Here is a 13450-nt window from a genome sequence, read left to right as displayed (position 1 = left end):
GGAGAAATTTCAATATTGTCTTTGAAATTTTCTCTCCTCCCTCCACCATAGTAGCTCAATCATAGCATGGAATTTGTTAATTATAAATAGTCTGACTATTATATCCATAAATTTCTTATTTCCTCTTAAAGGTATAAGCTTGACCTTTGTTTTTTCTTATTTCGCAGAAAATTTGGTACAATAAAAAAGAAGCTTATTCAAAGGGAGGATACATATACTATGGATTACCGGATTGAAAAAGATACACTCGGTGAAATGAAAGTTGCAGCTGATAAATACTGGGGAGCGCAGACACAGCGAAGCAAACAGAACTTTCCAATTGGCGCGGAAAATATGCCTGAAGAAGTTATTGAAGGTTTTGCGATTTTGAAAAAGAGCGCAGCAATGGCAAATAAAGATCTTGGTTTACTTGAAGAAGAAAAGGCACAGGCCATTGCATATGCTGCAGATCAGATTTTGGCCGGAGAATTAGTAGAACATTTTCCTCTTGTTGTTTGGCAGACTGGCAGCGGTACCCAATCCAATATGAACGTTAATGAAGTAATCGCATTTGTTGGAAATGAGTGGTTGAAGGACAGGAATAGTCAGTTAACGCTACATCCGAATGACGATGTTAACAAATCACAAAGCTCGAATGATACATACCCGACAGCGATGCATGTCGGAGCTGTCTTGAAGCTTGAGGATACCGTATTGCCAGCTCTCCGGACATTAAAACAAACATTTAAAGAAAAAATGGAAGCGTTTGAGGACATCGTGAAAATCGGGCGTACCCACTTACAGGACGCTACCCCGCTGACACTTGGCCAGGAAATCAGCGGCTGGCACCGGATGCTTGAAAAAACCGAAGCAATGATCAGCAACAGCCTCTCCTATATAAAAGAGCTGGCAATCGGCGGGACAGCAGTCGGTACAGGACTGAACGCCCATCCCGAATTTTCCGAAAGAGTATGCGCAAAGATCAATGAGTATACGGGCAAAGAATTTATTTCTGCTCCCAATAAGTTTCATGCTCTTACAAGCCATGACGAGCTCGTCTATGCTCATGGCGCTTTAAAGGCATTGGCAGCCGATTTAATGAAAATAGCGAATGATGTAAGATGGCTGGCAAGCGGACCGAGATGCGGCATAGGAGAAATTGATATTCCTGCCAATGAGCCGGGAAGCTCTATCATGCCCGGGAAAGTTAATCCAACTCAAAGTGAAGCAGTCACGATGGTTGCGGCCCAAGTGATGGGCAATGATGCCACCATCGGATTTGCCGCCAGCCAAGGGAACTTTGAATTGAATGTATTTAAGCCTGTTATCGCCTATAATTTCATTCAATCTGCCCAGCTGTTGGCTGATAGTATGCTATCCTTCGATGAGCGCTGTGCGAAAGGACTAGAGCCTAATTATGAAAACATCGAGAAAAATTTAAAAGATTCCTTAATGCTTGTGACTGCCCTCAATCCACATATTGGCTATGAAAATGCTGCCAAAATTGCTAAAAAAGCTTTTGCCGAAAATACCACTTTGAAACAGGCAGCTGTGGATTCAGGTTTATTGACAGCAGATCAATTTGATGAGTATATCGATCCAAAAGAAATGACCTATCCTAAATAAAAGGACGATAATCCTCTGAACGTTTTTGCCGTTCAGGGGATTTTTTTGCTGTTTTTACCAAAACTTTACCTTCACCTAATTCAGTAATAAATAAGTACAGATGATTGAACAGTTGGTTTAGCGGGGATAGACCTACAAAGAATAGGTTTTTGTTTGGGAGGTTAAAGTAATGAGCAAAATGATCGCTTATGGAAAAGAATTAGGTAAAGAATTTAAAAAAGATGATGCAACTACACTAGCGGCAGCACAAGCGTTTTATTACTTGCTTGCCATTGTTCCTTTGTTAATTTTATTGCTGTCTATTCTTCCTTATTTATCGATCGATCCGCAGCGGGCGGTAAACTTTGTAGGAAATATTCTTCCTTCTGAGATAGCTGGTACGTTTGAAGACACGGTTGTGAATGTCGTTAGCAATCAAAGAGGCGGCTTGTTAACGATAGGTATCCTCGGTACACTTTGGTCAGCCTCTAAAGCGGTAAATGCTTTTATCGATGCATCCAATCATGCTTATAACGTGGAAGAATCCCGATCCTTTATCAAGGTGAGGCTGTTGTCGTTAGCATTAACGTTGGGAATGGTATTAGCTTTGGCTGTCGCCTTGGTTTTCCCCATTTTCGGCGGTGTACTGCTTGATTTTATAAAATCATTTATCCATTTGCCGAACGGTACGGAAATATTACTCAATGTCTTACGCTGGGTGGTAAGCATCTTCGTGATGATAGTCATATTAACGGCCCTTTATTGGTCGGCTCCTAATATTGACTTTCCGTTTAAACAAGTCATCCCTGGTGCTATTGGTGCTGCAATACTTTGGCAGATTATTTCTTTAGGTTTTTCTTTTTATCTCAGCAACTTTGGCAATTACTCAGCAACATATGGAAGTCTTGGCGGTGTCGTAATATTACTGCTTTGGTTCTTTCTGACTGGTTTGACGCTGGTAATAGGGGCAGAAATCAATGCTATTTACCACAGAAGAAAAAATGCCAGCTAAATGGCAAGTGACTAGCGGCTGTCGATACTGGTTTTGTAAAATTACCAATCTTTTCTCCTGATAATCCGTTCTTATCCGGCAATAATAGGTTTACAGGAGGTGATACACATGGCTAGCAACAATTCCAACCAATTATTAGTGCCTGGTATCGAACAAGCTTTAGATCAAATGAAAGTTGAAATCGCACAGGAATTTGGCGTAAGCTTAGGTGCTGACACAGTATCTCGCGCTAACGGTTCTGTCGGCGGTGAAATTACTAAGCGTCTTGTAAGAACTGCTCAACAACAAATGGGCGGTACTCAACAATCTTAATCATCTAACCTCTGACAATTTCATAAAAATAATGGCTTAGGAGGCACTTTTAAGTGCCTCCTTTTAATAGGGCAAACGGCGCGCGGCAGCTTGTGGGAGCTGTCCCCTGCTAATGATATATTTACCAGACAAGATGATAAATATTATCTGCTGACCAGTAAATAATATGATTACAGGAGGTGATACACATGGCTAGTAACAACAATAATCAATTGCTAGTACCAGGAGTAGAGCAGGCTTTGGATCAAATGAAAGTTGAAATCGCTCAAGAATTTGGAGTTAACCTGGGAGCAGACACCACCTCTCGCGCTAACGGTTCTGTCGGCGGAGAAATCACTAAACGTCTTGTAAGAACTGCTCAACAGCAAATGGGCGGTACTCAACAATAACAAATGAATGAAACCACAATGGCAGGGAGAGACATCTGATACGGGATGTCTCTCCCATATTTATGAGGTGGTTCTCTTCTACATAACTATCATGGAAAGGTACTTTCGAGGCGACAGTCATCTTTTAAGTACTGCATATTCGGGTATGGAAAATCGATAGTTAATTTAAATCGAAAATATAAATGGAGGGATTAATGATGGTGGCCTGTCCATTATGTAATGGCATGAGAGTCATTGAAAGAACTTGCCCTGAGTGTTCTAATTTGATGACTGATCAGGGGAAATTAGTCGACTTTATGGGGGATTATAGTCCGTACCTCGATGATGAGATAAATAAAACGGTGGATGGAGTTAAAGATTCGACTCGAAAGCATACTTGCGTCCATTTATTCCAGTGTGCTAATTGCGCCGGGCAAATCACAGTTACAATGCAGGAGATTCCCCGATAAACTTGTTAACAAATAAAAAAAGAGCAACAAGTATGGGGGCTGCTTGTTGCTCCGAAAAAAATTATCTAATTCTTTGTTCCGTTTCTATATCGAAAAAGTGGGCTTTGTTCATATCAAGAGCCAAGTCAATTTTTTCCCCGCCGTTAATATCGGTCCTAGAATCTACACGGGCGATAAAGTCCTGGTCATTAACCTTTGAATAAAGATAGGATTCAGATCCCATCAACTCTGCCACATCAATGGTAGCAGTGATTTTCGTACCTGGAGTTGATTCAATAAATACTGGTTCGTCATGCATATCTTCAGGACGGATTCCTAAAAGAAGTTCTTTGTCCAGATAATTTTGAGCGCGTAATGTTTTCATTTTTCCTTCTGGCACCTGGATTTTTAAGTCGCCAATTTCAAATTGGCCATCTCTTAGCGTACCTGTCAGGAAGTTCATTGAAGGAGAACCGATAAATCCGCCGACAAATACATTCTCTGGTTTGTCGTAAACTTCCTTAGGAGCGCCAACTTGCTGGATAAGGCCGTCCTTTAATACAACGAGACGTGTTGCCATTGTCATTGCTTCTGTCTGGTCATGGGTAACGTATATGGTTGTTGTCTGTAACCGTTTATGAAGTTTTTGGATTTCCGCACGCATTTGTACACGAAGCTTGGCGTCCAGATTAGATAATGGTTCATCCATTAGGAAAACTTTGGCGTCACGTACAATTGCACGTCCCAAGGCTACACGCTGGCGCTGTCCGCCGGATAATGCTTTCGGTTTACGGTCAAGATAACCTTCAAGCCCAAGAATTTTGGCTGCGTTTTGTACTCTTTGATCGATTTCATCTTTTTTGAACTTCCGAAGCTTTAAACCAAAGGCCATGTTATCGTAAACATTCATGTGCGGATATAAAGCATAGTTCTGGAAAACCATTGCGATATCACGATCTTTAGGAGCAACATCGTTCATTCTTTTGTCATCAATATAAAAATCGCCGTCTGAAATTTCTTCCAATCCAGCAATCATACGCAGGGTTGTAGACTTGCCGCACCCAGAAGGACCAACAAACACAACAAATTCTTTATCAGCAATTTCCAAATTAAAGTCTTCTACTGCTGTTACTTTTTTATCATATACTTTGTAAATATTTCGTAGACTAAGCTCTGCCATTTGCTTCTCCTCCTATTTATGTAAGCGTTTTACTTATAGACCAAGTGTACTGAATTTTAGGGAAACCGTAAATAGCCTGAGTGCACAAAGTTAGGTGGACAATTTGTGCACATTTACAATAGTGCTGTTTTCTGTTTTAACATTAATGCTAAATATACGGTGATAGCACCTTTGAATTGCTTCACATCGATTCCTGTTTTTTCTATGAACTTGTCTACCCGGTATTGCAGGCTGTTGCGGTGCATATACAATTCCTTCGCTGCCAGCGTAGCGTTGGAATTACACTCGAGGAATGTTTGAATGGTCGTCAACAATTCCTTATCATCAATCGTGTCCTGAAAGACGGATGTGACAATTTGACAGTTTTTCTCTTGTTTCGTTTGATCAAGGATTAGATAAGGGATGGCATCTACGTGGGTAAGCACAGGATTTTTGTTATATTTATGCGCTGTATGAAACCAGTCTTTCACCCTTTGGTAGTTTGTATGAGCCGAAACTAAATCCGGGAACATCGGACTTACAAACAGATGTACTTTCATATAAAAATCACTCATAAGCAGGTCTGTAATTTGCTGGTAGGATGTGAATCCACTTTCCTCTTCCTGGATACCTTCTTCAATAATTACCCCTTTGTTTCCGTTTTCCCACAGAATTGGCACAAAATCAGGATAAAAGCCTTCAATAGCCTCCCTGAAAGCGTCCTGGTCGATATTTGCTTCTGATAAATAAAAATAGATAAAACGGTACGTTTCAAAAGGCTTGCTTAACAGCTTGTCGGGCTTTTCGTCTTTAAACAGAATGTCCATCCAGGCTAACTCCTGTTGATTCATAGGAGAATGTGTGAATTGGTATGGGGTAAGGAATGTTTTTAATAAATTAACTTCATTGTTGGTCAGTTCGTGTTCTGGAATCCCAATTATTTGGTTATCGTCGGTCAGATACCATTGGTAAGTTTCTGTTTCCGGGTTGTTTTCCGGCTGGTATCGGACGAGGGAAGGGAAGATAGCTTGTAATTTGTCGATCATAAAAAAGCCTCTTTCTTTTTAGGTTTTCACTTATTATAACAAAGTCACGGAAACAATGGTTCTCTGCAAATTTTCAAGCTTTGCCCGTGGAGAGACGCGGCGAGTTGAATAAAAAAACAAAAAAGGCCGTCGAGACTTCTCGACAGCCTGTCAGACTCTGGGAAAGAAGAGCTGGTATGCAACTTAATTGTTCCCAGGGAAAGGTTGTTTCTCTTTTGGAAGATCACGCGCCTGTTCGATATGCTTCCGGCCGTTTATGCTTCTTGTGGTTCCTCCGGCCATTCCTTCATTTATCATCCGATCGACATCGACTTCGAATTTTTTTTCATCTTTTAAATAATCATCATACCCAGCCATTAAAAGAACCTCCTTTCCTTGGCTTATTGTTTCTGGCCGAGGTAGTTCCATACCTATTTATTTCTGGCAGCAGGAATGTTACGCAAGTTGTTAAGGTAAAAGCCATAGCGGAACGGGTAGGATAACACATGCGGGGATTGCTGATACAGCTCCGGATGGTTGAATACGCTGAAACCAGGTTTGGAATTTACCTCGAATAGCCAGACACGCCCCTCAGTGTCCATACCAAAATCAATTCCAACCTCGCCAATCGGGGACTGAAACCCTTTCTCAACGCTCGTGCTGACAAGCAAGGCCATGGCATTTAATCTTTTGGAAATTTTTTCAGCTTGATCTTCGGTGAACAGCTCTTTTAACAACAACACCTTGCCGCCTCGTTTAACGTGAGTAGTAAGGCTGCCTTTTCCGGCAAACTTGGCGCAAATCAGAGTTACTTCCCAGCTGTTGCGATGGTTCTTATTGACATGCAGACGAAAGTCGATGGGGCTTTTCCCCTTTTTTATTAAAGAAATTTCCTGTTGGGCAACATAGCCCTGTAAGCCGTTAGGAAAATGCTGCTGAAAAAATGCTTCCGTTTTTTCATAGCGATTTACTTGTGGCTTGTCTTGCAAATAATAATGGCATTCGATTTCTCCCGATGAGAGCAGACGGCATTTGGTAATACCGTTTCCTCTGCTGCCATGGATCGGTTTAATATAAATATTATATTTAGCAAGCATTGTTTCGATTTTTTGTTTAGAAGGGTGTAAAATAGTTTCCGGTACTAAAAAGGAACATGCTTGATCTTTTATTAAGCTTTGATAAATTTCCCATTTATTAAAAAAACCATGGTTGAAAAACACGGATTGATTTTGCAGGATGCTTTTCGTATTAACAATATCGGGATGATGCTCTATTTTGCGGTTGGGAATTCGGTCATAAATGACATTGGGGAAGGTGAACCAACCATTTTCCCATTGGTTATTTCTATAATAATAGCCGTTCAGCATTCGCTTCTCCTTATCGATATGCTGGTGTCCGAAAAACAAAGCCTGAAAACCAAGCGTTTCTCCGGCAATGCTCAGCTGCTCGAAAATCGGAGTGCGCTCTCCTAACGGTTGTTGTCTGCTTTCTTCAAAACCTGCCGTAAAGACACCCATGGTTAGTAAAATGCTACAGCGGTTTTTTTCCAATTTTATAGTAATGGGCGAGCTTTTATGAAGGTTAAGCACCGCTTTTAAACGGGAAGATACGTATAATGTCGAGGGATCTTTGTCATGGACAAGAATCTCGACCGGAGAATGGATGGGGCCATATTGGATATCTTCAATCATTTGAAATTGTGACAGGTGGCGGTATGGGACAATAATGCGGTTCCTATTTCCTTGATAAAACTTAATAGTGAAAGTATTCATTATCACCACCAGCCTTTCTCGTTTGTCAGGAGATTAAGCAGAGCCACCATACCATTTCATTTATATGTGAAAAATTTGCTTCTCATGCGTTGGAACTTATACTAGTCATTATAGAAATAAAAGAGAGGTCGATAAATGTGTCTGTAATATTAATGGTTTTGATGATGATTGTTATTGGTGCGGTGATCGGGGGGCTGACCAATTCATTGGCTATAAAAATGTTGTTCCGCCCTTACGAACCAAAGTATATAGGAAATTGGAAGCTTCCATTTACACCGGGCTTAATTCCGAAGCGCAGAGATGAACTGGCAAGGCAGCTCGGCAAGATGGTAGTAGAGCATTTGCTGACCCCTGAGGGAATTCGGAAAAAACTGCAGCAGCCTGTATTTCAAAAGCAATTAACAAGCTGGGCCCAAAAGGAAACAGCCAATCTGCTTAGCGTAGATTCGACATTAAAGGAAACGTTGTCTACAGCTGGCTTTTCGATAGACGAAGAGGAACTAAGAAGAAAGATTGCTGCTTTTACAGAGCAGCGTTATAAACAGTTTATGTCAGCTAATCGATCAAAACAGATAAATGATTTCTTGACGGAAGAGTGGAAACAAAAGGCAGCTTTGGGAGTAGGAAGTATAAGTATTTATATTCAAGCGAAATTAGTTGATTACGTATCAAGTGAAGCCGCTAAAGAAAAAATCGGCGCTATTGTTGAAAGCTATCTCGATGGGAAAGGCTTTTTTGGAAACATGATTTCCTCTTTTCTGGGGAATGAAGGGCTGTCTGATAAAATCCAGCCTGTGCTTGTCGATTATATTCAATCTGAAGAAGCCCGGTCAATGATTGAACAACTGATCCGCGAGGAAGCCATCCTCCTGGCAGAGGCTCCAATCGGCAGTATTGAGGATAAGATTGGAGAAGACACTATTGCATCAGCACTGGGGAAAATCAGTGCCAGAGCACTGCCGGTAGATAAGTGGCTCGATAAGTCAGTCGCACAGTGGATGTCGCCATTCAAAGAGCAGTTGATCGGAAGACTTGTACCTAAGCTAGTTGATAAAACTGCTAGTACTTTGGCCGGAAGAATGGAAGAGTTAATGGAAAGCCTTCATTTAGCAGAAATTGTTGAAAAGGAAGTTGAAGGGTTCCCAATCGAACGGGTGGAAGAGTTAGTGTTAAATATTTCCCGCCGTGAATTCAAGATGATTACTTACTTAGGAGCATTTCTGGGAGGGGCGATCGGCTTAGTGCAAGGTCTCATTGTCGTTTTGATAAGCTAAAAGGCAGTTAGAAAGGAGCCCGCTGACCAGAACTCCGAAGGATTAGCAGAAAAAACAGTTGGTTTCAATGGTCGGACGCAACATATCCCTATTACTATACATTGCTTTTTACGTTTGTTATAGTGAGAAAAGAGTAGCGTGTGAACGCAATGAATAGGAGGATTTTTAATAATGGCAAACATTTATGATAGTGCCTATGATTTAGAGAAGGCAATTCGCGAAAGTGATGAATTTAAAGGGCTGAAAGCTGCTTATGATAAGGTAATGGCCGATGAATCGGCAAAGAAAATGTTCGAGGACTTCCGTAATACACAGATGCAACTACAAGAGAAACAAATGCAAGGCCAGGAGATTTCAGAAGAAGAAGTTGAAAAAGCGAAAGGTGTTGTGGAACTAGTACAGCAGCACACTGAAATTTCCAAGCTTATGGAGGAAGAACAGCGTCTTAACGTAATGATTAACGACGTAAGTCGTATTATCACGAAACCGTTGGAAGAGCTGTACGGAACTCCAGAACAAGAACAATAAAGTATCAACAGTCTTTCAAGCTGCCCGGTCTGTTATGGCAGCTTGAAAGGCTTTTTTTCTGAAATTAATACGCGTTCTATCCTACGGATTATAAAGCTCAACGGTGGAATAGAACAAGTTTGCCGTCAGGCGATACGCATCTATGCGTAAAGTCACTATATTTTTCATCTTCCAGGCGGTTAGTGCCGATTTTTTCCGCATCCTTGTCATTTTCTGCTTCAAATGATTCCTCCATCAGTTTTTTTCCATCTGTATCAAAAACTGTTAGTACATAAGCTTTCATGGGTACCCCTCCTAATTTCTTCTTTGCCACTAAAGTATTCTTCACTTATCCGAAAACTCCTTTATAAAAAGAACACTTAATTAAACCTATACCCGTGTTGAAGTTAAAGATATAATAAAAAAGAAACTTTTTTTGAAAGGTAACCGTACAGGTTAGATGGAGAGGAGATGTTGTATGTCATTAAAAATGAGTAATGTAACGAAAAGGTTTGGAAATTTCACTGCTGTTGATAATTTGTCGCTTGAGATTCCCGAGAGCCAGATTTTCGGGTTTCTTGGTGCCAATGGGGCTGGTAAGACGACTACGTTTCGGATGATTCTCGGTCTCTTGGATATTACGGAGGGAAATATTTCGTGGAATGGCAATGCAATCAACTACAACAATAGCGATTTGATTGGCTACCTTCCGGAGGAAAGAGGTTTGTACCCAAAGCTAAAAGTGAAGGATCAATTAGTTTATCTTGGTAAGCTGCGCGGTATGCAGAAAAATGATGTGATTGAAGAATTAAAAGGATGGCTGGAAAAATTCCGTGTGCCAGATTATCTGGACAAAAAAGTTGAGGAACTTTCGAAGGGGAACCAACAGAAAATCCAATTTATATCGGCGGTGATTCATCGTCCCAAGCTGCTTATTTTGGATGAGCCTTTCTCAGGCCTTGATCCAGTCAATGTAGAGATGCTTAAACAAGCAGTAGTCGATTTGAAAAAGCAAGGAACATCAATTGTGTTTTCTTCCCATCGGATGGAGCATGTAGAGGAACTCTGTGAGTACTTATGTATAATGCAAAACGGCAGCCCTGTCGTACATGGATCTCTAAAGGAAATCAAAAGAAGTTTTGGCAAAAAGAACTTGTTCATTCATGCAGACTTCGATTTAGAGTTTCTGCAAGGTCTCCCTGGAGTAGTAAATTATAAAGCAACGAGCGAAGGCTGTGAATTACAAATAGAGAAAGAAGAAGTATCCCAACAAATTTTCACATCGTTGGACGGAAAAGGGTTTATTAGAAAATTCGCATTAGAGGAACCATCGTTAAATGATATCTTTATCGAGAAAGCAGGTGCTTCCTATGAATAAATTTTGGATTGTCCTTGCACATACATATATTACCCGATTTAAGACGAAGTCCTTTTTGATTACAAATATTATAGCGTTAGTGTTTATTTTTGGCTTGGCCAATCTTGAATCAATTATCGGCTTGTTTGATAATGAGGAAGATCAAGTAGTGGCAGTCCTGGACGAGACAGATACAGTATTCACACCATTACAGGAAAGCGTGGCAAATACGTCAGAAGATGTGGTGCTGCGTTCCTATGAAGGAACTGCCGAAGAAGCGAAAGACGAAGTTATGGACGGAGAATACGAAGCATTTCTGTCTATTTCGATGAACGAAGAAAATCTTCCGGAAGCTGAATTTTATGCGAATCAAATTGCTTCCTCAAGCTTGAGTGAAAACCTGCAGCAGCAAATGCAGCAAATCAAGGTAGCCATGGCCACAACAGATGCGGGGATTGATCAGGCAGCGTTGGAAAAAATCTATGAGCCTGTTCCTTTTGAAACAATTGCCCTGCAGGAAACTGCCAAGACGGAGGAAGAATTAAGCGAAGCCCGGGGATTGGTTTATATCATCCTGTTCATGTTATACATTTCTGTAATAACTTACGGTAATATGATTGCCATGGACATCGCGAATGAAAAAACTTCCCGCGTTATGGAAATACTAATATCAAGTGCATCTCCTGTCAGTCAAATGTTTGCCAAAATACTGGGGATAGCACTGCTCGGTTTAACACAAGTAGGTTTGTTCGTTGTTGTTGGTTATTTAATGATTACACAAAAGCAGGATGAGATGACCGGTGGGGTGTTTGAATACTTTGGCATTTCTGATGTAACGCCATCCACGTTTATCTATGCGATTGTGTTCTTTATTCTTGGTTACTTGCTTTACGCAACATTGGCAGCGATGCTTGGTTCACTGGTCAGCAGAATAGAAGATGTCCAGCAGCTGATGATGCCAATGATCTTTTTAATCATGATTGCTTTCTTTATCGCTATGTTTGGCTTGAATGTACCTGCATCGAATTTTGTGACTGTTACTTCCTTTATCCCATTCTTTACGCCTATGCTAATGTTCTTAAGAGTTGGCATGCTCGATGTACCAGCATGGGAAGTAGCCTTATCAATAGGCATCATGGTAGCATCCATCGGTTTATTAGCGGCATTGGGCGCCAGAGTTTATCGCGGCGGCGTGTTGATGTATGGCCGTGCTTCCTCTTTGAAAGACTTCAAAAAAGCACTGCAATTATCTAAAAGATCTTAATACCACTTTAGCTGCTCTTGAGGGAGCAGCTTATTTTTTTTGCAGCGGACGAAGATTCAGGGAACGAACGTGCATTCGTCTTTTTATTTTGCTAAAATAAAAACTAGCAAGTATAGGAAAGGATTCTGAAAGATGGAAAATAATAGCCTGTCATTCATACATTGTGCAGATTTACATTTAGATTCCCCATTCAAGGGATTGGGACATGTGCCGAATTCAGCCTTTGAACAGATTAGGGACAGCACGTTTGCTTCTTTACGGGCACTTACCGAGCTGGCCATTGAGAAACAAGTAGATTTTGTGCTAATAGTGGGGGATGTTTTCGATGATAACAAGCAAAGTCTTAAAGCACGGATGCAATTTAGAAAAGCACTGGAAAATCTGGAAAAGCATGATATTGCTGTTTTTCTATCCTATGGCAATCATGATTCTACCAGCGGAAACGACTTTGTCGATCAATTTCCGAAGAATGTCCACGTATTTACCGACCAAAAAGTGAGTTGTATCCCGTTTATCAAAAATGGCAAAACAGCAGCTCATATCTATGGGTTTAGCTACCGGGAACGGGCAGTCCATGAAAATAAAACAGAAGAATTTACTGCCGCTGGTGATGCTCCTTTTCATATCGGTATGCTGCATGGCAGCATTCATACCAATTCCGATCACGATGTATATGCTCCTTTTAAAATCAGTGATTTAACAGGTAAGAACTTTGACTACTGGGCTCTTGGGCATATCCATGCCCGTGAATTACTAAAGCAGCAGCCGCCGATTGTGTATCCCGGCAATATTCAGGGGAGATCTAAAAAAGAAACAGGCCCGAAAGGCTGTTATTACGTGGAGCTCGATAAGGAAAATGCTGATTTGCAATTTTTCCCGTTACAGCAAATTAGATTTGAAAATATCGAGCTGGATGTTTCAGCTTGTAAAGATGCTCAAGATTTAGAACCGGTAATCGAGCGCAGCCTATCTCAGTGCAGACAGACATTTGGGAGGTCGATTCTCCATGTGACCTTTACTAGTGACCGGCCGATGCACGTGGAGTGGCAGCAAGCTGGATATTTCGAAGATGCGGTCGATTATGTAAATGATAGTAATCGTTTCGGGGATAAGTGGACACTCATCCAAGGATACGACTTATATGTGACAAAAAGCTGGAGCAAAGAAGAGTTACAAAAAGGCAATCATTTTGCTGGGGAACTTGTACGGTTATTTAATGACACGGATAATATTCAGCAGTATTTACAGCCGCTGCTGCGTCACCGGCAGGCCAGAAAATTTTCAGAGCCATTTACAGAGCAAGAGGAAGAGCAAATCAAAGATGAAGCGCGTGATTTGCTGCTGACCCAACTACTCAAGAAGTGAGG

General features: G+C 41.0%; 15 protein-coding genes. 10 read left to right on the top strand and 5 right to left on the bottom strand.

The features are described from left to right. Positions 1-219: 219 nt before the first annotated feature. The 5 genes from fumC to BLR93_RS06110 all read left to right on the top strand — a co-directional run bounded on the left by fumC (position 220) and on the right by BLR93_RS06110 (position 3746). Positions 220-1605: a class II fumarate hydratase gene (fumC, locus tag BLR93_RS06130; protein WP_093212188.1), complete on the top strand. Its 1386-nt coding sequence runs from the start codon at positions 220-222 to the stop codon at positions 1603-1605. 169 nt (positions 1606-1774) lie between these two features. Continuing rightward, on the top strand, positions 1775-2596 hold the full coding sequence (locus BLR93_RS06125) for a YihY/virulence factor BrkB family protein (RefSeq protein ID WP_093212186.1): 822 nt from the start codon (positions 1775-1777) through the stop codon (positions 2594-2596). Between the two features lie 108 nt (positions 2597-2704). Then, positions 2705-2908: an alpha/beta-type small acid-soluble spore protein gene (locus tag BLR93_RS06120; protein ID WP_093212184.1), complete on the top strand. Its 204-nt coding sequence runs from the start codon at positions 2705-2707 to the stop codon at positions 2906-2908. 188 nt (positions 2909-3096) lie between these two features. After that, a complete protein-coding gene (locus BLR93_RS06115; protein WP_093212182.1) occupies positions 3097-3297 on the top strand; it encodes an alpha/beta-type small acid-soluble spore protein in 201 nt (66 codons plus the stop codon). Between the two features lie 197 nt (positions 3298-3494). After that, positions 3495-3746: a hypothetical protein gene (locus BLR93_RS06110; protein WP_093212180.1), complete on the top strand. Its 252-nt coding sequence runs from the start codon at positions 3495-3497 to the stop codon at positions 3744-3746. A 61-nt stretch (positions 3747-3807) separates the two neighbouring features. Here the strand turns inward: BLR93_RS06110 and BLR93_RS06105 are convergent, their stop codons facing one another. The 4 genes from BLR93_RS06105 to BLR93_RS06095 form a co-directional block, all read right to left on the bottom strand. Then, complete coding sequence (locus tag BLR93_RS06105; RefSeq protein WP_093212178.1) at positions 3808-4905, bottom strand: ABC transporter ATP-binding protein; 1098 nt, start codon at positions 4903-4905, stop codon at positions 3808-3810. Positions 4906-5018: 113 nt separating this feature from the next. Beyond that, positions 5019-5930, bottom strand: a complete 912-nt coding sequence (locus BLR93_RS06100) for a PucR family transcriptional regulator (protein ID WP_093212176.1) — start codon at positions 5928-5930, stop codon at positions 5019-5021. A 183-nt stretch (positions 5931-6113) separates the two neighbouring features. Further along, on the bottom strand, positions 6114-6287 hold the full coding sequence (locus tag BLR93_RS17960; RefSeq protein WP_175559257.1) for a hypothetical protein: 174 nt from the start codon (positions 6285-6287) through the stop codon (positions 6114-6116). Positions 6288-6340: 53 nt separating this feature from the next. Then, positions 6341-7681, bottom strand: coding sequence for a YheC/YheD family endospore coat-associated protein (locus tag BLR93_RS06095; protein WP_093212174.1), 1341 nt, complete (start codon positions 7679-7681; stop codon positions 6341-6343). A 137-nt stretch (positions 7682-7818) separates the two neighbouring features. Between BLR93_RS06095 and BLR93_RS06090 the strand changes: the two genes are divergently transcribed. Together BLR93_RS06090 and BLR93_RS06085 are read left to right on the top strand one after the other, a co-directional pair. Next, complete coding sequence (locus BLR93_RS06090) at positions 7819-8955, top strand: DUF445 domain-containing protein (protein WP_093212172.1); 1137 nt, start codon at positions 7819-7821, stop codon at positions 8953-8955. Positions 8956-9126: 171 nt separating this feature from the next. Next, positions 9127-9483: a YlbF/YmcA family competence regulator gene (locus BLR93_RS06085; protein WP_093212170.1), complete on the top strand. Its 357-nt coding sequence runs from the start codon at positions 9127-9129 to the stop codon at positions 9481-9483. Positions 9484-9580: 97 nt separating this feature from the next. On the opposite strand, the gene BLR93_RS06080 is transcribed toward BLR93_RS06085, so the two are convergent. After that, complete coding sequence (locus BLR93_RS06080; protein ID WP_093212169.1) at positions 9581-9766, bottom strand: YhzD family protein; 186 nt, start codon at positions 9764-9766, stop codon at positions 9581-9583. A 174-nt stretch (positions 9767-9940) separates the two neighbouring features. Between BLR93_RS06080 and BLR93_RS06075 the strand changes: the two genes are divergently transcribed. The 3 genes from BLR93_RS06075 to BLR93_RS06065 all read left to right on the top strand — a co-directional run bounded on the left by BLR93_RS06075 (position 9941) and on the right by BLR93_RS06065 (position 13448). Beyond that, on the top strand, positions 9941-10840 hold the full coding sequence (locus tag BLR93_RS06075) for an ABC transporter ATP-binding protein (protein ID WP_093212167.1): 900 nt from the start codon (positions 9941-9943) through the stop codon (positions 10838-10840). Continuing rightward, positions 10833-12083, top strand: coding sequence for an ABC transporter permease (locus BLR93_RS06070; RefSeq protein ID WP_093212165.1), 1251 nt, complete (start codon positions 10833-10835; stop codon positions 12081-12083). The genes BLR93_RS06075 and BLR93_RS06070 overlap by 8 nt, the downstream gene beginning before the upstream one ends. Before the next feature lie 132 nt (positions 12084-12215). Further along, complete coding sequence (locus BLR93_RS06065) at positions 12216-13448, top strand: metallophosphoesterase family protein (RefSeq protein WP_093212163.1); 1233 nt, start codon at positions 12216-12218, stop codon at positions 13446-13448. Positions 13449-13450 lie beyond the last annotated feature (2 nt).

The sequence above is a fragment of the Sediminibacillus albus genome, from assembly GCF_900101125.1.
Taxonomy (GTDB): Bacteria; Bacillota; Bacilli; order Bacillales; family Amphibacillaceae; genus Sediminibacillus; species Sediminibacillus albus.
This window is presented reverse-complemented; position numbering and strand designations above follow the sequence as displayed.

What these genes read in the sequence shown, in the direction of transcription:
- BLR93_RS17960 (WP_175559257.1), bottom strand. Translation starts at nt 6,287, where the DNA reads ATGGCTGGGTATGATGATTATTTAAAAGATGAAAAAAAATTCGAAGTC.
- BLR93_RS06095 (WP_093212174.1), bottom strand. Translation starts at nt 7,681, where the DNA reads ATGAATACTTTCACTATTAAGTTTTATCAAGGAAATAGGAACCGCATT.
- BLR93_RS06110 (WP_093212180.1), top strand. Translation starts at nt 3,495, where the DNA reads ATGGTGGCCTGTCCATTATGTAATGGCATGAGAGTCATTGAAAGAACT.
- BLR93_RS06100 (WP_093212176.1), bottom strand. Translation starts at nt 5,930, where the DNA reads ATGATCGACAAATTACAAGCTATCTTCCCTTCCCTCGTCCGATACCAG.
- BLR93_RS06115 (WP_093212182.1), top strand. Translation starts at nt 3,097, where the DNA reads ATGGCTAGTAACAACAATAATCAATTGCTAGTACCAGGAGTAGAGCAG.
- BLR93_RS06120 (WP_093212184.1), top strand. Translation starts at nt 2,705, where the DNA reads ATGGCTAGCAACAATTCCAACCAATTATTAGTGCCTGGTATCGAACAA.
- BLR93_RS06125 (WP_093212186.1), top strand. Translation starts at nt 1,775, where the DNA reads ATGAGCAAAATGATCGCTTATGGAAAAGAATTAGGTAAAGAATTTAAA.
- BLR93_RS06065 (WP_093212163.1), top strand. Translation starts at nt 12,216, where the DNA reads ATGGAAAATAATAGCCTGTCATTCATACATTGTGCAGATTTACATTTA.
- BLR93_RS06105 (WP_093212178.1), bottom strand. Translation starts at nt 4,905, where the DNA reads ATGGCAGAGCTTAGTCTACGAAATATTTACAAAGTATATGATAAAAAA.
- BLR93_RS06080 (WP_093212169.1), bottom strand. Translation starts at nt 9,766, where the DNA reads ATGAAAGCTTATGTACTAACAGTTTTTGATACAGATGGAAAAAAACTG.
- BLR93_RS06070 (WP_093212165.1), top strand. Translation starts at nt 10,833, where the DNA reads ATGAATAAATTTTGGATTGTCCTTGCACATACATATATTACCCGATTT.
- BLR93_RS06085 (WP_093212170.1), top strand. Translation starts at nt 9,127, where the DNA reads ATGGCAAACATTTATGATAGTGCCTATGATTTAGAGAAGGCAATTCGC.
- BLR93_RS06075 (WP_093212167.1), top strand. Translation starts at nt 9,941, where the DNA reads ATGTCATTAAAAATGAGTAATGTAACGAAAAGGTTTGGAAATTTCACT.
- fumC (WP_093212188.1), top strand. Translation starts at nt 220, where the DNA reads ATGGATTACCGGATTGAAAAAGATACACTCGGTGAAATGAAAGTTGCA.